The sequence below is a fragment of the Novosphingobium sp. B1 genome (assembly GCF_900176395.1).
Lineage (GTDB): Bacteria > Pseudomonadota > Alphaproteobacteria > Sphingomonadales > Sphingomonadaceae > Novosphingobium.
Genome location: NZ_FWXL01000006.1, coordinates 33,935 through 51,299, shown reverse-complemented (window position 1 = coordinate 51,299; position 17,365 = coordinate 33,935). Strand labels below are relative to the sequence as shown.

Annotated in this window: 13 protein-coding genes; 8 read left to right on the top strand and 5 right to left on the bottom strand. The window is 62.9% G+C overall.

The annotated features are described in order from the left end of the window. Positions 1-49: 49 nt before the first annotated feature. A complete protein-coding gene (gene rpoC, locus B9A23_RS11980) occupies positions 50-4,336 on the bottom strand; it encodes a DNA-directed RNA polymerase subunit beta' (protein ID WP_084279309.1) in 4,287 nt (1,428 codons plus the stop codon). A 90-nt stretch (positions 4,337-4,426) separates the two neighbouring features. Beyond that, a complete protein-coding gene (gene rpoB / locus B9A23_RS11975; protein WP_084279307.1) occupies positions 4,427-8,587 on the bottom strand; it encodes a DNA-directed RNA polymerase subunit beta in 4,161 nt (1,386 codons plus the stop codon). Positions 8,588-9,029: 442 nt separating this feature from the next. Here rpoB and B9A23_RS11970 point away from each other — a divergent pair, with 442 nt between their 5' ends. The 4 genes from B9A23_RS11970 (at position 9,030) to B9A23_RS11955 (ending at position 11,876) form a co-directional block, all read left to right on the top strand. After that, on the top strand, positions 9,030-9,947 hold the full coding sequence (locus tag B9A23_RS11970) for a hypothetical protein (RefSeq protein ID WP_084279306.1): 918 nt from the start codon (positions 9,030-9,032) through the stop codon (positions 9,945-9,947). 372 nt (positions 9,948-10,319) lie between these two features. Continuing rightward, a complete protein-coding gene (rplJ, locus tag B9A23_RS11965) occupies positions 10,320-10,832 on the top strand; it encodes a 50S ribosomal protein L10 (protein ID WP_084279304.1) in 513 nt (170 codons plus the stop codon). 72 nt (positions 10,833-10,904) lie between these two features. Next, complete coding sequence (gene rplL / locus B9A23_RS11960; protein ID WP_084279303.1) at positions 10,905-11,279, top strand: 50S ribosomal protein L7/L12; 375 nt, start codon at positions 10,905-10,907, stop codon at positions 11,277-11,279. A gap of 117 nt (positions 11,280-11,396) precedes the next feature. Further along, a complete protein-coding gene (locus B9A23_RS11955; RefSeq protein ID WP_084279302.1) occupies positions 11,397-11,876 on the top strand; it encodes a hypothetical protein in 480 nt (159 codons plus the stop codon). Here the strand turns inward: B9A23_RS11955 and B9A23_RS11950 are convergent. Both B9A23_RS11950 and ykgO read right to left on the bottom strand, forming a co-directional pair. Next, positions 11,873-12,481 (bottom strand): HAD-IA family hydrolase, encoded by a 609-nt coding sequence (locus B9A23_RS11950; RefSeq protein WP_139797443.1) that lies wholly within the window; start codon positions 12,479-12,481, stop codon positions 11,873-11,875. The genes B9A23_RS11955 and B9A23_RS11950 overlap by 4 nt on opposite strands. Positions 12,482-12,689: 208 nt before the next feature. Then, positions 12,690-12,815 carry a type B 50S ribosomal protein L36 gene (gene ykgO, locus B9A23_RS11945; RefSeq protein ID WP_011446910.1) on the bottom strand — a complete coding sequence of 42 codons (126 nt, stop codon included), beginning with the start codon at positions 12,813-12,815 and terminating at the stop codon, positions 12,690-12,692. Between the two features lie 214 nt (positions 12,816-13,029). Here ykgO and B9A23_RS11940 point away from each other — a divergent pair, with 214 nt between their 5' ends. Further along, positions 13,030-13,785 carry a hypothetical protein gene (locus B9A23_RS11940; RefSeq protein WP_084279300.1) on the top strand — a complete coding sequence of 252 codons (756 nt, stop codon included), beginning with the start codon at positions 13,030-13,032 and terminating at the stop codon, positions 13,783-13,785. On the opposite strand, the gene galE is transcribed toward B9A23_RS11940, so the two are convergent. Continuing rightward, positions 13,779-14,780 (bottom strand): UDP-glucose 4-epimerase GalE, encoded by a 1,002-nt coding sequence (gene galE / locus B9A23_RS11935; protein ID WP_084279299.1) that lies wholly within the window; start codon positions 14,778-14,780, stop codon positions 13,779-13,781. The two genes, B9A23_RS11940 and galE, sit on opposite strands and share 7 nt — an antisense overlap. A gap of 118 nt (positions 14,781-14,898) precedes the next feature. Between galE and B9A23_RS11930 the strand changes: the two genes are divergently transcribed. The 3 genes from B9A23_RS11930 (at position 14,899) to B9A23_RS11920 (ending at position 17,353) form a co-directional block, all read left to right on the top strand. After that, on the top strand, positions 14,899-15,555 hold the full coding sequence (locus B9A23_RS11930) for a DUF4136 domain-containing protein (protein WP_084279297.1): 657 nt from the start codon (positions 14,899-14,901) through the stop codon (positions 15,553-15,555). Positions 15,556-15,632: 77 nt separating this feature from the next. Beyond that, positions 15,633-16,226 (top strand): DUF4136 domain-containing protein, encoded by a 594-nt coding sequence (locus B9A23_RS11925; RefSeq protein WP_084279545.1) that lies wholly within the window; start codon positions 15,633-15,635, stop codon positions 16,224-16,226. Next, on the top strand, positions 16,223-17,353 hold the full coding sequence (locus B9A23_RS11920) for a M14 family metallopeptidase (protein ID WP_084279296.1): 1,131 nt from the start codon (positions 16,223-16,225) through the stop codon (positions 17,351-17,353). The genes B9A23_RS11925 and B9A23_RS11920 overlap by 4 nt, the downstream gene beginning before the upstream one ends. The last annotated feature ends 12 nt before the right edge of the window (positions 17,354-17,365 follow it).

Below are 17,365 nucleotides of genomic sequence, written 5' to 3'. Positions count from 1 at the left end.
CAGATGATCTGGCGGGGTCTTGTGTTGGTTGACGATGAAACGGCGAAGATCAGGCTTCGTCGTTGCCTTCGATCAGATAATCACCGGCATCGGCGTCGGTGCCGTGGGTTTCGCCCTCGACAGCTGCCAACGGATCGTCGCCGATCGCGGCTTCCGGACCCTGCGCCAGCTCTGCTGCATGCTCTTCGGCTGCCGTCGCCGGAGCGATCAGCGATTCCTGAAGCTTGCGATAGGACGCACGCAGCGCGGCATCGCGCGAGGAGGCGGCGACGCGCAGCCGGTTCATGCCCGCACCGGTACCGGCGGGGATGAGGCGGCCGACGATCACGTTCTCCTTGAGACCGATCAGCGAGTCCTTCTTGCCTTCCACGGCCGCCTGCGTGAGCACGCGGGTGGTCTCCTGGAACGACGCAGCCGAAATGAACGAACGAGTCTGCAGCGAGGCCTTGGTGATGCCGAGCAGCACCGGCTTGCCTTCGGCGGGCACCTGGCCCTCTTCCAGCTTGCTGTTGTTCTCGAGCATTTCCTCGTAGTCGACTTGCTCGCCCGGCAGCAGGGTGGTGTCGCCACCGTTGGTGATTTCAACCTTCTGCAGCATCTGGCGAACGATCACCTCGATGTGCTTGTCGTTGATCTTCACGCCCTGCAAGCGATAGACTTCCTGGATTTCCGCGACGAGGTATTCGGCCAGAGCCTCGACGCCCATCACTTCCAGAATGTCGTGCGGATCGGGCGAGCCCGAGATCAGGTTGTCACCCTTCTTGACGTAGTCGCCTTCCTGCACGTCGATCACGCGGCTCTTCGGCACGAGGTACTCGACCGGTTCACCCTCTTCCGGGATGATCGCGATCTTGCGCTTGGCCTTGTAGTCACGCACGAATTCGATGCGTCCTGCGATCTTGGCGATGATCGAGTTGTCCTTCGGCTTGCGGGCCTCGAACAGTTCGGCAACGCGCGGCAGACCGCCGGTGATGTCGCGGGTCTTGGCGGCTTCGCGGCTGGCACGGGCGAGGATGTCACCCGCTTCGACCTTCTGACCGTCCTCGACCGAGAGCGTCGTACCCGGGGCCATCAGGTACCGCGCAGCTTCACCCGAATCGTCGTCGAGCAGGGTCAGGCGAGGACGCAGGTCCTCCTTCTTGCCCCGGCCAGCGGCACGGTTCTCGGTGACGACGCGGCTCGACATGCCGGTGGCTTCGTCGGTCTGCTCGGTCAGGGTCTTGCCGTCGACAAGGTCCTGATAGCGCACGATACCGGGCTTTTCGGTGATCACCGGCAGGGTGAACGGGTCCCACTCGGCCAGGCGATCGCCCTGCGAGATGACGGCACCGTTCTCGTGCAGCAGGTGAGTACCGTAGGGCACGCGGTGGATCGCGCGCTCACGACCCTCGGTGTCCATCACGACGATTTCGCCGTTACGGGCCAGCGACAGACGACGGCCGCGCTTGTCGGTGATCGTCGGGATATCGCGATAGACCACGGTACCGTCCGAGATCGCCTCGAGATGCGACTGTTCGTTGAGCTGCGCCGCGCCACCGATGTGGAACGTACGCATAGTCAGCTGCGTGCCCGGCTCACCGATCGACTGAGCGGCGATGACGCCGACAGCTTCACCGATGTTGACCGGCGTACCGCGCGCAAGGTCACGGCCGTAGCAGGTACCGCAGACGCCCTGCTGGGCTTCGCAGACCAGCGGCGAGCGAATCTTGGCCGACTGCACGCCAGCAGCTTCGATGCGGGCAATCGCGGCTTCGTCGAGCAGTTCGCCCTTCTGCGCGATCACGTCACCCGACTTCGCCTCGATCAGGTCTTCGGCAAGGGTACGGCCGAGGATGCGCTCGCCGAGCGAAGCAATCGTCGAACCACCCTGGACGATCGCGCGCATTTCCAGCGCACGTTCGGTGCCGCAGTCTTCCTCGATCACGACGCAGTCCTGCGACACGTCGACCAGACGACGGGTCAGGTAACCCGAGTTCGCGGTCTTCAGCGCGGTGTCCGCGAGGCCCTTACGGGCACCGTGGGTCGAGTTGAAGTATTCAAGAACGGTCAGACCTTCCTTGAAGTTCGAGATGATCGGGGTCTCGATGATCTCGCCCGAAGGCTTGGCCATCAGGCCGCGCATGCCCGCGAGCTGCTTCATCTGCGCCGGGGAGCCACGAGCGCCCGAGTGCGACATCATGTAGATCGCGTTGATCGGCTTCTGACGGCCGGTCGCCTCGTCCACAGGCGAGCTCTTCAGCTCTTCCATCATGGCGTTCGCCACCTGGTCGCCGCAACGGCTCCAGGCGTCGATCACCTTGTTGTACTTTTCCTGCTGGGTGATCAGGCCGTCCTGATACTGCTGTTCGTAGTCGGCAACCAGTTCCTTGGTCTCGGCAACCAGCGCATCTTTGCTGTCGGGGATGATCATGTCATCCTTGCCGAACGAGATGCCTGCCTTGAACGCGTTGCGGAAGCCCAGCGCCATGATGGCGTCGGCGAACAGCACCGTGTCCTTCTGGCCGGTGTGGCGATAGACCTGGTCGATTACGTCGCCGATTTCCTTCTTGGTCAGAAGGCGATTGACGATCTCGAACGGAACCTTGTGGCTCTTGGGCAGGCATTCGCCGATCAGCATGCGGCCCGGCGTCGTTTCGAAACGCTTGAGGTACTGCTTGCCGTTCTCGTCGGTCTGCGGAACGCGGGCGATGATCTTCGAGTGCAACGTGACGGCCTTGGCCTCCAGCGCCTGGTGCACTTCGGCCATGTCGGCCAGCATCATGCCTTCGCCCGGCTCGCCGGCGCGGTCCATCGACAGATAGTAGATACCGAGAACCATGTCCTGCGAAGGCACGATGATCGGCTTGCCGTTGGCGGGCGAGAGGATGTTGTTGGTCGACATCATCAGCACGCGCGCTTCAAGCTGGGCTTCCAGCGAGAGCGGCACGTGGACGGCCATCTGGTCACCGTCGAAGTCGGCGTTGAAGGCCGAGCAGACGAGCGGGTGCAGCTGGATCGCCTTGCCTTCGATCAGAACCGGCTCGAACGCCTGGATGCCGAGACGGTGCAGCGTGGGCGCACGGTTCAGCATGACCGGGTGTTCGCGGATCACCTCGTCAAGGATGTCCCAGACTTCCTTGCGTTCCTTCTCGACCCACTTCTTGGCCTGCTTCAGGGTCATCGACAGACCCTTGGCATCAAGACGGGCGTAGATGAACGGCTTGAACAGCTCGAGCGCCATCTTCTTCGGAAGGCCGCACTGGTGCAGCTTGAGTTCGGGGCCGGTCACGATGACCGAACGGCCCGAATAGTCGACGCGCTTGCCGAGCAGGTTCTGGCGGAAGCGGCCCTGCTTGCCCTTGAGCATGTCGGACAGCGACTTCAGCGGACGCTTGTTGGCGCCGGTGATGACGCGGCCACGGCGGCCGTTGTCGAACAGCGCGTCAACCGCTTCCTGCAGCATGCGCTTTTCGTTGCGGACGATGATGTCCGGCGCGCGCAGCTCGATCAGGCGCTTGAGGCGGTTGTTGCGATTAATGACGCGGCGATACAGATCGTTGAGGTCCGAGGTCGCGAAGCGGCCACCGTCGAGCGGCACCAGCGGGCGCAGTTCGGGCGGGATGACCGGCACGACATCAAGGATCATCCATTCGGGGCGGTTGCCCGAATCGATGAACGATTCCACGACCTTGAGGCGCTTGATGATCTTCTTGGGCTTGAGCTCGGACTTCGTGGTCCGCAGCTCTTCCATCAGATCGTCGCGCTCCTGCTCGAGATCGAGGTTCATCAGCATGTGCTTGACGGCCTCGGCACCGATGCCGGCCGAGAAGGCGTCTTCGCCATACTCGTCCTGCGCGTCGAGCAGTTCGTCCTCGGTTAGCGTCTGGTACTTCTCAAGCGGGGTCAGGCCCGGCTCGGTGACCACGTAGCTTTCGAAGTAGAGGATGCGCTCAAGGATCTTGAGCTGCATGTCGAGCAGCAGGCCGATGCGCGAGGGCAGCGACTTGAGGAACCAGATGTGCGCGACCGGCGCGGCCAGCTCGATGTGGCCCATGCGCTCGCGGCGCACCTTGGTGACGGTGACTTCGACGCCGCACTTTTCGCAGACGACGCCCTTGTACTTCATGCGCTTGTACTTGCCGCACAGGCACTCGTAGTCCTTCACGGGGCCGAAGATGCGCGCGCAGAACAGGCCGTCACGCTCGGGCTTGAACGTGCGGTAGTTGATGGTTTCCGGCTTCTTGATCTCGCCGAAGGACCAGCTGCGAATGCGCTCGGGCGACGCCAGACCAATCTGGATCTGGTCGAAGGTCTCGGGCTTGGCGAGCTGGTTGGTGAATTTGGTCAGGTCGTTCATGTGGTGCCGTTCCCTTGCCTCAAGCAGAGGCGTTGGACGTAAAATTTGGTGCGAAGGGGTGGGCGGCAGCAGGGCCGCCGCCCGTGTTCCTTACTCCGCTGCCTCGGCGAGGCCGTCGTCATCCGTGTCATCGAGCGACGACAGTTCGACATTGAGGCCCAGCGAGCGCATTTCCTTGACGAGCACGTTGAAGCTTTCGGGAATGCCGGCTTCGAAGGTGTCGTCGCCCTTGACGATCGCTTCGTAGACCTTGGTGCGGCCGACCACGTCGTCCGACTTCACCGTCAGCATCTCCTGCAGCGTGTAGGCCGCGCCGTAGGCCTGGAGAGCCCAGACCTCCATTTCGCCGAAGCGCTGGCCACCGAACTGCGCCTTGCCGCCCAGCGGCTGCTGGGTGACGAGCGAGTACGGCCCGATGGAACGTGCGTGGATCTTGTCGTCGACAAGGTGGTGCAGCTTGAGCACGTACTTCATGCCCACCGTCACCTTGCGGTCGAACGCATCGCCGGTGCGACCGTCGAACAGCGTGACCTGGCCCGATTCATCGAGCCCGGCCAGACGCAGCATGTCGGTCACGTCCTTTTCAACCGCGCCGTCGAACACTGGCGAGCCCATCGGCACGCCATTGCGCACGGCCTGCGCGAAGTCGATGATCTGGGCGTCATCACGGGCGTCGATGTCGCCCGCATAATTGTCGCCGTAGATCTCCTTGAGCAACTCGCGCACCGCTTCCGGCGGCTGGCCGGCTTCGGGGTTCGGGTTGGCTTCGCGCCAGGAGTCGAGAGCCGCGCCGATGCGCTTGCCCAGGCCGCGGGCGGCCCAGCCAAGGTGCGTTTCGAAGATCTGCCCGACATTCATGCGCGAAGGCACGCCCAGCGGGTTGAGCACGAAATCGACCGGCGTACCGTCTTCGAGGAACGGCATGTCTTCCTGCGGCAGGATGCGGCTAATGATGCCCTTGTTGCCGTGACGGCCGGCCATCTTGTCGCCCGGCTGCAGCTTGCGCTTCACCGCAACGAAGACCTTGACCATCTTGAGCACGCCGGGGGCGAGTTCGTCACCACGCTCGAGCTTTTCCTTGCGGTCCTCGAACTTCTCCTGGATCGCCTTTACCGCGGTGTCGTACTGCGCCTTGACCGCTTCCAGCTGCTGCTGGCGCGCATCGTCGGCAACGGCGAACTTCCACCATTCGTGACGCTCGACATCGGCGAGAACCTGCTCGTCGATGGTCTCGCCCTTCTTGATGCCCTTGGGCGCCGCAGCCGAAACCTGGCCGAGCAGCATGTCGCGCAGGCGATTGAAGGTGGCGCGGTTGAGGATCGCGCGCTCGTCCTCGCGGTCCTTGGCGAGGCGTTCGATTTCCTCGTTCTGGATGGCGCGGGTACGGTCGTCGATCTCGATGCCGTGACGGTTGAAGACGCGAACGTCGACGATCGTTCCGGCAACGCCTGGCGGCAGGCGCAGCGAAGTGTCGCGCACGTCGCTGGCCTTTTCACCGAAGATCGCGCGGAGCAGCTTCTCTTCCGGCGTCATCGGCGATTCACCCTTCGGGGTGATCTTGCCGACGAGGATGTCACCGGGGTGAACTTCCGCACCGATGTAGACGATGCCCGCCTCGTCGAGGTTGCGCAGGGCTTCCTCGCCGACGTTCGGGATGTCGCGGGTGATGTCCTCGGGCCCGAGCTTGGTGTCGCGGGCCATGACTTCGAATTCCTCGATGTGGATCGAGGTGAAGACGTCTTCCTTGACGATGCGTTCGCTGATCAGGATCGAGTCTTCGTAGTTGTAGCCGTTCCAGGGCATGAACGCGACGAGCACGTTGCGGCCGAGCGCCAGTTCACCGAACTCGGTCGACGGACCGTCGGCGATGATATCGCCCTTCTCGATCAGGTCGCCCACCTTCACCAGCGGACGCTGGTTGATGCAGGTCGACTGGTTCGAGCGCTCGAACTTCTGCAGGCGGTAGATGTCGACGCCCGACTGGCCGGGTTCGATATCGCCCGAGGCGCGGATCACGATACGGGTAGCGTCGACTTGGTCGACCACGCCCGAGCGCAGCGCCGAGATCGCAGCGCCCGAATCGCGCGCAACGGTCTCTTCCATGCCGGTGCCGACATAAGGCGCATCAGCCTTGATCAGCGGCACAGCCTGACGCTGCATGTTCGAGCCCATGAGCGCGCGGTTGGCGTCGTCGTTTTCCAGGAACGGAATGAGCGAGGCGGCAACCGAGACGAGCTGCTTGGGGCTGACGTCCATCAGCGTGACCTGATCGCGCGGGCTCATCACGAATTCGCCGTTCTGGCGAGCCGAGACGAGTTCCTCAACGAACGAACCGTCAGCAGTCAGCTCCGCCGAGGCCTGCGCCACGGTGTGCTTCTGCTCTTCCATCGCCGACAGATAGATGACGTCCTTGGTCACCTTGTTGTCGACGACCTTGCGGTACGGCGTTTCGATGAAGCCGTACTTGTTGACGCGCGCGAAGGTCGACAGCGAGTTGATCAGACCGATGTTCGGGCCTTCCGGCGTTTCGATCGGGCAGATACGGCCATAGTGCGTCGGGTGAACGTCGCGGACTTCGAAGCCCGCGCGCTCACGGGTGAGACCGCCCGGCCCAAGTGCCGAAACGCGGCGCTTGTGGGTGACTTCCGAGAGCGGGTTGGTCTGGTCCATGAACTGCGAGAGCTGCGAAGAACCGAAGAATTCGCGCACGGCAGCCACTGCTGGCTTCGCGTTGATCAGGTCGTTCGGCATGACGGTCGATACGTCGACCGAGCTCATGCGCTCCTTCACGGCGCGTTCCATGCGCAGCAGGCCGACGCGATACTGGTTTTCCAGCAGCTCACCCACCGAACGCACGCGGCGGTTGCCGAGGTTGTCGATATCGTCGACTTCGCCCTTGCCGTCCTTGAGGTTCACTAGTTCCTTGACCACGGCGAGGATATCCTCGGTGCGCAGCGTGGTGATGGTGTCCTCGGCGTCGAGACCAAGACGCATGTTCAGCTTCACGCGACCCACGGCCGAGAGGTCATAGCGGTCAGCGTCGAAGAACAGGCCTTCGAACAGCGCTTCGGCGGTTTCACGCGTCGGCGGCTCGCCCGGGCGCATGACGCGATAGATATCGGCCAGCGCATGGTCACGATCCGGCGCCTTGTCGGCCTTCAGGGTGTTGCGGATCCAGGGGCCGGTCGAGACGTGGTCGATGTCGAGCAGTTCGAGCGTGTCGATGCCGGCCTTGTCGAGCAGGTCGAGGTTTTCCGGGCTGACTTCGTCGCCAGCTTCGATCCAGATGCGGCCCGTCGATTCATCGATCAGGTCACGCGCAGCATAGCGACCGAAGATTTCCTCGGTCGGGATCAGCAGTTCTTCGAGACCATCCTTGGCCGCCTTGTTGGCAGCGCGGGGGCTGATCTTCTGACCAGCCGGGAAGATCACTTCGCCCGACTTGGCGTCGACGATGTCGAACATCGGCTTCGAACCGCGCCATTGCTCAAGCACGAAGGGCACCTTCCAGCCACCTTCGGCGCGCGCCCAGTTCACGGTGTCGTAGAAGTGGTGCAGGATCTGCTCGTCACCGAGGCCGAGCGCGTGCAGCAGAGCGGTGACCGGAAGCTTGCGCTTGCGGTCGATACGGACGTTGACGATGTCCTTGGCGTCGAATTCGAAGTCGAGCCACGAACCACGATACGGGATCACGCGGGCAGCGAAGAGGTACTTGCCCGACGAGTGGGTCTTGCCACGGTCATGATCGAACAGCACGCCCGGCGAACGGTGCATCTGCGAGACGATCACACGCTCGGTACCGTTGATGAAGAACGTCCCGTTCTCGGTCATGAGCGGGATATCGCCCATGTAGACGTCCTGCTCCTTGATATCGATGAGCGACTTCGTCTCGGTCTCGGCATCGACTTCGAAGGTGGCGAGCTTGAGCGTCACCTTCATCGGCGCAGCATAGGTGATGCCGCGCTGGCGGCATTCGTTCACGTCATACTTGGGCGCTTCGAGGACGTAACCGTCACGCTCCTTGATATCGAGGCTGGCAGTGCCGGCGAAATCCTGGATCGGGAAAACCGAACGCAGCGTCTTTTCCAGACCCGAGACATAGCCCGTCGCCGGATCGGAGCGGAGGAACTGCTCGTACGATTCGCGCTGAACCTCGATCAGGTTCGGCATTTGCACGACTTCGTGGATGTCCCCGAAGATCTTGCGGATGCGCTTCTTCACGCCGGGACGACTGGCTGTCTTGGAAACCATAAAGGTTGCGAGCCTCTTCTCAACAAATGGCCGGAAAACCGGCGGAAATTCTGCCACGCGCGGTGATGGCGCCACCAAACAGCGAAAGGCCGCACAGCGCACGACATCCCGTTCGACGGAAGCCATGGCCCGCAGCCTTTTGCGTCAGATGGATTGCCCTGCGCTTCCTTCCCGAGCCACCCCCTGCGCATGGGACGGCCTTGCTCGAAGCGCTGGACAGGGGCCGCATATAGGGAACGCGCCCACACAAGTCAAAGGCCAATGACCAACCCATTGCCCTGTGGTTGCAGCGTCAGCAGTATTGGTGCTTTTCGCTGAACAAACATTCAGAAACCTTGAAACATAGTTGCGCATCGTGGCAGTCGTCGCATTTGGCGGGTAATAAAGTCTCGCTTCATCGCCAATATGGAACCCTATTTGCAGTTCATCGCGTTTTTACGGCATGACCAAGATCAACGCCATATCGCCCCGCAACACCATGGCGATTTCAGCCATGCTGATGCTTTCTGCAGGATCCGCCTACGCACAGGAGGCGACCGTTCCAGTAACTGACGCGCCCGTGATATCCGCGCCTGTCACTGCTCCCACTGTCACCGCTCCGGCTGCAACCACAGCTCCACCGACCCCCACGATCGTGATTCCGACGCCTGCGCCTGAAGCTGCAGCCGTGGCTGCGGCCGAGCCTGAAGTCGCAGCGCCCGTAGCGTCGACGACCAGCACGGCTCAGCCCCAGCCGCGGACCATGCAGTCGGCTGCCCGGACGGTTCGCAGTACGTCTGTCGCCGCCCCCGTGGCAGCAGTCCCGGCTGCAACAGCCGCATCAGCGCCCTCAGCGGCCCCGACCCCGTCAATGTCGCCTCCTGCCTCCGAGACAGCGCCGGCGCCCAGCACGGCTGAACCGGCAGCCGCGTCCGATGCGGACGATTCCTCTTCCGACTGGGCCCTGCCCGTTGCTGGCGGCGCAAGTCTGATCGTGCTGGGCGGCATCGCCCTCGCTCTCAGCCGCCGCAAGCGCGTCTATGAAGAGGATGCTGATTTCGTGGCTCTTGGCGCGCCGCGCCCCACGCCTCGCCCTCAGGCGGACGTCCGTCCTGCCCCGACCAGTGCCGTAACACCTCTCGCGACCGCAGCGATGCGCTCTGGATCGGTTGCGACAGGTAACGAGCGCGAAGCCCTGATCGAGCGGATTGTCGCATCGCCCCCTGATGCAGCCAACCCGTTCACTTCTGCAAAGGCTCGCCGCCGCCGTGCAAGGATCATGGTTCAGTCGATGCAGACGCCGCCGGCCGCCGCTGCAGCCGTGTCGCGCGATGTTCGAAGTGAAGAAGCTCCGGCACGGCCCGACTACGCGTTCGTCTGAGCACCCGACATACTGTTCGTCGCTGACGGCCCCGCCCACCACGGCGGGGCCGTTTTGGCGGGCTGGGCGCAAGGAAAACTTGACTTCGCCCCCCGAATCCGTCAGAGGCCCGCCCCGACCGGCAGGGCTTCATCGCTGTGCCGCTCATCCGTCCGAGACAGTTGGCGTGCAGGGTCTGCCTGTACTTAATCTCCAGCCTAGACGGGGAAAAGAGTTTCAAGGCCGCTCGCTCCTGAAAGGATCGTGGCGCCCCTCGCGCTTTACGGCGCATCTCCTTCCCTTGTCACGGACTCGCCGGTGGTCTTCGGGCCATCGACAAACGTAGCCGACTGTCCGGGTCTTCCGGTTCAGTCACATGTGAAGGAGTATGGCATGGATCGTTCGCAGAAAGCCGATTCGGTCGCCTTCCTTAACGGCGTCTTCGGCGAGGCCGGCGCGGTGGTCATCACCCGCAACCTCGGCATGACGGTGGCCCAGTCCACCGCCCTGCGCACGAAGATCCGCGAAGCGGGCGCGACCTACAAGGTTGCGAAGAACAGTCTTGCCAAGCTTGCCGTCGCAGGCACCGATTACGAAGGTCTGGGTGATTTCTTCACCGGTCCGACCGCAATCGCCGCCTCTGTCGATCCGGTTGCTGCCGCCAAGGCAGTAGTCGAGTTCGCCAAGACCACCGACAAGATCGAAATCGTCGGTGGTGCAATGGGTTCGCAGGTTCTCAACGAAGCCGGGGTCAAGGCGCTCGCCTCCATGCCCAGCCTCGACGAACTGCGCGGCACGCTTATCGGCCTCATCCAGGCACCGGCAACGAAGATTGCCCAGCTCACGACTGCTCCGGCAGCCAAGCTGGCGCGCGTCTTCGGCGCCTACGCCAAGGAAGCCGCATAAGACTGTTTGTTCGATTTACGCTCGCCGCGCCACTCGGGCGTGCGGGCACCACAAGATCAGGAGTGAAATACCATGGCCGATATCGCCAAGCTCGTTGAAGAACTTTCGAAGCTGACCGTCCTCGAAGCCGCTGACCTCGCAAAGGCTCTCGAAGAAGCATGGGGCGTTTCCGCCGCTGCTGCCGTTGCTGTCGCTGCTGCTCCTGCCGGCGCTGCTGCTGAAGCCGCTGAAGAGAAGACCGAATTCGACGTCATCCTGACCGGCGACGGTGGCAAGAAGATCCAGGTCATCAAGGAAGTCCGTGCGATCACCTCGCTCGGCCTGACCGAAGCCAAGGCGCTGGTCGAAGGCGCTCCGAAGGCGATCAAGGAAGGCGTGTCGAAGGCTGAAGCCGAAGACATCAAGAAGAAGATCGAAGAAGCCGGCGGCACCGTCGACATCAAGTAATCTTCTTCCGGTTTTCCGGAAAGTTACGGAAAAGGGCGGCCCGCTGGGGTCGCCCTTTTTGTTTGCGCAGGAATGCCCCTTGCGACATCCTCAGTCTTGCAATCCGGGGGGATCGAATTGGCAGCCGACATAGACCGCTATCGCAACTTTGCCGCAACGCGGGTTGCGCAACTCGATCACGAAGACCGCAGTTTGCGCAACTGGCTGTTATGGGTCCGCATCGGCAGTTGGCCGCTGCAGATCATCAGCATCGTATTCCCGGTCGCGGCGGGGTCGCTGGCTCTGGATAGCGACGGACAAGGCAATCTGGTTTCGGTGTTCAGCTTCGTCGGCGCGGCCGCAGTCGCCCTGCACCGTGGACTGAACTGCGAGGCCTATCAAAGTGCACTGAAGCGCACGACACAAGCCGTGCGCAGCATCATCGAGGACTACGAATGCCTCGGAGCACTGCCGGACGAAAAGGTGCTCGAGGGCCTGCGCAGAGCAGAAGCGCGGCTTCACGAACTGCGCGCGACCAGCAACGATGTGCCACCACGACGACGCAGGCAGTTGGCAAATCTGGTTGCCACTGCCCCGTTTCAGGCACCGGTCGCTTAGAGCAGTCCGAGGGCCACGAGCTCGCGCTCTAGCGCCGCGGCATCGCCGGTAAAATGATGAACGTGCCAACCAAGCGTGGCCGCTGCAGCGATGTTGTCGGCATTGTCGTCAATGAAGAGCATGGTTTGCGGATCGCGCCCGAAGCGTGAAGCTGCAAGGTGGAAGATCGCAGGGTCGGGCTTTATCAGGCGTTCGATGCCCGAGACAACGATGTCCTCGAAGGTGTTGAGCACGGGGAACGTCGGTCGGAACAGGCGCCAGGCGTCCACGCCGAAGTTCGTGATGGCATATTGAGGCACATTTCGGGCGGACAACCGCGCCACCAGTTCGTGCGTCCCGGCGACGGGTCCGGGCAGGCTGTCCAGCCAGTGGCTCGCATAACGGGCGATCCGGTCGGCATACATTGGGTATTGCGCGGTGCGCGCAGCGACCATCTCTTCAAAGGATGCGCCAGCATCATGCTGGGAGTGCCACGCCTCGGTCACGACTTCCGCTACGAACCGCTGACGCTCCACATCGTCGGGGATGGTGTCGCGATAGATCCGCGCAAGATCGAATTCGACGAGTACCCGCCCGATATCCCAGACGACGCAATCGACTTTCACGGGGCGCTCCGACCTGACATTTGTGAAATGGGCTGTGCGGCTATCGCGTCAGCGACACCTCGGCAGAGTGAGGGCGGATGCCATCAACCTGCCGCACCAATCCGAAACGACAGAACCCCCGCGCAAGGGCGGGGGTTACCTGACTGCCGAAGCAATCTGCCGTTTCCGATGCAGGCCCGCCGTCGCGGACCTGCACCGAAACTGTTGATCAGCCCTGGCGGGCCTTGAAGCGCTTCTGCGTCTTGTTGATCACGTAGACGCGACCACGGCGACGGATCACGCGGTTGTCCCGGTGGCGATCCTTGAGCGACTTCAGGCTGTTGCGAATCTTCATGTCGAATCCCTTTGCCCGAAGCTGACCGGGCTGAAAACTGAAGCGACGCCGTTAGTGGGGGGTCTGCAGTGAGTCAACCCCGAACGCTGGTCTTGGCGAGGAATTCGCAGGTTTCGCGCCAGCGTGCGCGCTCGCTCTTTGGAACGCGACTGGCGTTCACGAAAGTAGTAGCAGCCCTTGCCAAGACGAGAAGTCCTGTGCCAACTTTCGGGGCATGGGCGACATGACTTTTGCAGGACTTCTGCGCACCCGGGATGGTTCGACTTTCCTCAATCCGGCGCTGATGGCTCCAAATGCCTTCGCGATCGACATCGATCCTGCCTTGGTGGCTGAACTTGCGCCGATTGCCGAGGAAACGAAGGCGATGGATTCGCAGGGCGGTCGTTATGCGCTGTCCAACGGCGTGCAACTCGCCAACGTGCGGCCGCCCCATTGGCGTAGCGACATTTGCTGGCTCAGCCACGCCGACGAGAATGCCTTCGCCTGGTTCGAAGGCTTGTATGACCGGATCGGCCTGGCTGAAACAGTCGCGCCGTTTGTACCGCACGACCGGAAGGTAACATTGTACGCGGGCTTTTTCGTCACACGCAGCCGGTGCGAAGCACTGGACATGCATTGCGACTGGGTGACAGAAGATAACCAGGCCTTCACGCTGATGGCTCCCCTGACCGCTAACGGTAGTCAGTTGGGCATGACCTACAATACAATTCGGGGTGAGACGCGACAGCACGACTACGAGATCGGCAAGGGTCTCGTGTTCGGGCCAAAGTTCCTGCATTCCACCGCGGTCGGGCAACTTGATGAGCGTGCGGTTTTCCTATGCTTCAATTTCGGCACTGACCGCATGGACAACTGGGAGAAGATCGGCGCGACGACCGCACAGCAGTGCGACCTTCTCCGTCAGCCCGACGGATCGTTCACGAGCCAGGCGGCATGGCGGCAGGCTTATGGCAGCAAGGCGCTCTACTGATTGTTCGTGTCGCTGAGGCGCCGCTCCCAGGCAAGAGCGTGGCCCACGATGGTATCGAGGTCGGCATATGCGGGCACCCAAGGCAGGGTAGCGCGGATTCGGCTGGTATCGGCGACCAGCGCGGCGGGGTCGCCGGCGCGCCTGCCTTGCAGTTCGCGCACCACGCGGCGGTTGGTGACGCGGTCGATGGCATCCAGGACTTCCAGCACCGAATAACCTCGCCCGTAACCACAGTTCAATTGTAGCGATTGCTGCGAATTGGCGACCAGCGCTCCCAGCGCATGAACGTGAGCAACGGCCAGATCCGACACGTGGATGTAGTCGCGAACACCGGTCCCGTCCGGCGTATCAAAATCTGTGCCGAAAACGCCCACCGATGCGCGCTTGCCCAAGGCGGCTTCAACGGCGACCTTAATCAGGTGCGTCGCCCCAGCGGTCGACTGTCCGGTTCGGCCCTGAGGATCGGCCCCGGCCACGTTGAAGTAGCGTAGCGCACAGTAGTTGAGCGGATGCGCCGCGGCGACGTCGGCCAGCATTGCCTCGGTCATCAGCTTTGACATGCCATAGGGGTTGATCGGACGTTGGGGCGTATCTTCGGTGACGGGCGAGACTTCGGGTGTGCCGTAGGTAGCGGCGGTTGAGGAGAAGATTATGTGCCCGATGCCCGCCTCGACCACGGCGGCAATAAGACTGCGGCTCTTGGCAGTGTTATTGTGATAGTACTTCAAAGGGTTTGAGACGGATTCGGGAACAACGACGGACCCTGCAAAATGCACGACGGCGCGCGTTCCCTGCTCGGCAAAGATGCGCTTCAGCAAAGCGGCGTCCTCGATATCTCCCTGATAGAACGGCACGCCTTCAGGCACGGCAAAGCGAAAGCCGGTGACGAGGTTGTCTATCACCGCGACCGGATAGCCCGCGTCCTGCAAGGCCAGTACGGCGTGGCTGCCAATGTAGCCCGCACCACCGGTGACGAGGACTGGAATCTTGGTCATGGGCAATTCGCTCCGGGCTGCGCAGGGTTTGGCTCCCTGATGCGTTCATGGTTGCGACAGCGCGAGCGTCGTAGACGCCCGGCCGGGCCGCCCCTCACCCTCTACGGGAAAATTACGAATGCAAGCCAAACTGATCTCGTCCGCCGTAATTTTCATCGTTGCGAGCGCGCCTGCGCTTAGCCAGCCGGTCGGCGGACGATGGGACAGGCCAATGGACCAGCGGATTGGGCGGCAAAGCGCCGAACCTTCGCGCAAGGTCCAGGTCGAGGCTTTTCAGGCGCCCGACGCGGCCGCGCTGCTTGGCAAGGGGCCGATCACGGTCGCGGCAGCCGAAGGGTCGGAAGCAGAATGGAAGCTGCCGGTCTATGAGGCGGCCGTGGTCGACCAGCTCGCAAAGCTGGGATACCAGACGGCAGTCAGTGGCGCCGACGGCGGCCAGGTGGCCCAGATCGCCGTTCGCCATGAGCAGGTCGTACCCGAAGAGGCCAAGCGCAAGCCGGTGTCAGGGGCGATGGAGGTGGGCGTTTCCAATCGCGGCAATTACACCGCAATGGCGCTGAACGTCGATCTCTCGAAGCCGAAGAAGGCGATTGTCGCCACCCGCATGGATGTGCGCATCCGCGACAAGGCAACCGACCGTGTGCTGTGGGAAGGCCATGCCGAGGCACAGACCCGAGAAGACGACGATGGCCTGAACAACGGCGCGGTCGCAGCACGGCTGGCCTCTGCGCTGTTCGACAGGTTTGCCGACGCGCAGGTGGTCCCGGCGAGCTGACTTCAGCTATGCCAATTGGCATTGCGGCATCGCTTCGCCCGCCCCACCTTGCACTGATGGATCAAGGAAGCAGAACGATGAAGCGCATTGCCCCGATGGTTGCCCTGAGCATGGCATTCGCCGCGCCGGTGCTGGCCAAGCCCGCAGCGGTAGACGTCACCCGCTTTCACACCGCGCAGACGCTGCCCCGGCTCAAGGGTGCGGCAGTGATCGTGGAGGCCGCGCCTGGCTCAGATCCGGCGAGCCTCGAACACCGGGTCTGGCTGGACGCCGTGCAACGCGAACTTTTTGCCAGCGGCTTCGGCAGTGCGACGCCCGGCGCGGCAGATGCGATTGCCGAGGTCATGGTTGAACGGCAGGTGCTGAAGCGCGAACGCCAGCGTGGCCCCGTGAGCGTGGGCGTTGGCGGATCGACCGGCAGCTATGGCGGCGGCGTCGGGCTGGGCCTTGGGTTCAATCTTGGCGGCGGGCCAAAGGACCAGGTGGCAACGCGGCTTTCGGTTCGCATTCGTGATCGCCGGACTGGCGAGGCTCTGTGGGAAGGTCGCGCCGAAACGCGCGAAAATGCCAAGGCAAAAGAGGCAGCACCGGCGGTTGCCGCGCCACGGCTGGCCCATGCGCTCTTCTCTGGCTTCCCCGGCACGTCCGGTGAGACTATTACCCTTAAATGACAGACATCCGCATCAATGCCGCGTTCGATTCCGGCAACATCGAAGTGCTCGAGGTTCAGGGCGCAAGTGCAAGGCTGGCGATCCGAAAGGACCGCGACTCCGACTTCTTCCAGTGGTTTCACTTTCGCGTCGACGGGGCCGATGGGCGTGAGCTGGAATTGAGGATCACCGGCCTTGGCAATTCCGCTTATCCGGGCGGATGGCCGGGATACCGCGCGGCGTTTTCGGAAGACCGTGAATACTGGGGCCGCACCGAGACCAGCTACGACCCGGGCGAGGACGGCGGTACGCTGACGATCCGCCACACGCCAGAGGCCGGCACCTGCTGGTTCGCCTATTTCGCGCCCTATTCGATGGAACGGCATCACGATCTGGTGGCGCAGACAGCGGCGTTGCCCGGCGTGACCTACCGCAACCTGGGCACCAGCATCGAGGGCCAGCCGATAGATTGCCTCGAGATTGGCGAAGGTCAGCGTCAGGTGTGGCTCTATGCCCGCCAGCATCCCGGCGAATCGATGGCCGAATGGTGGATCGAAGGCGCGCTCGAACTGCTGACCGACCCGGCTGACCCGCATGGCCGCCGCTTGCGCCAGTTGTGCCGTTTTCACGTGGTGCCCAATGCCAACCCGGACGGATCGTGCCGGGGGCATCTGCGGACCAACGTCGTGGGCGTGAACCTCAACCGCGAATGGCACGAGCCGACGCCGGAGCGTTCGCCCGAAGTGCTGGCGATCCGCAATGCCATGGACGCAAGCGGCGTGGACTTTGCCATGGACGTCCACGGCGACGAGGCGATCCCGCACGTGTTTCTGGCAGGGTTCGAAGGCATCCCTTCGTGGACGGACGAGCTTGGCGCCGCTTACGAACGCTACCGCCGCATCCTCGAACGCCGCACCCCTGATTTCCAGACGCGGCGCGGCTATCCCATCGCTGCTCCCGGTCGCGCGAATTTGACGATGAGCACCAACCAGGTCGCCCACCGCTTCGGCTGCGTGGCGATGACGCTGGAAATGCCGTTCAAGGACAATGACGACCTGCCCTGCAAGGAACAGGGCTGGAGCCCGGAACGCTCGAAGCTACTGGCGCGCGATTGCCTGGCGTCGCTGCTGGAGTGGCTGGAGGGCTAAGCCCTTTACGCA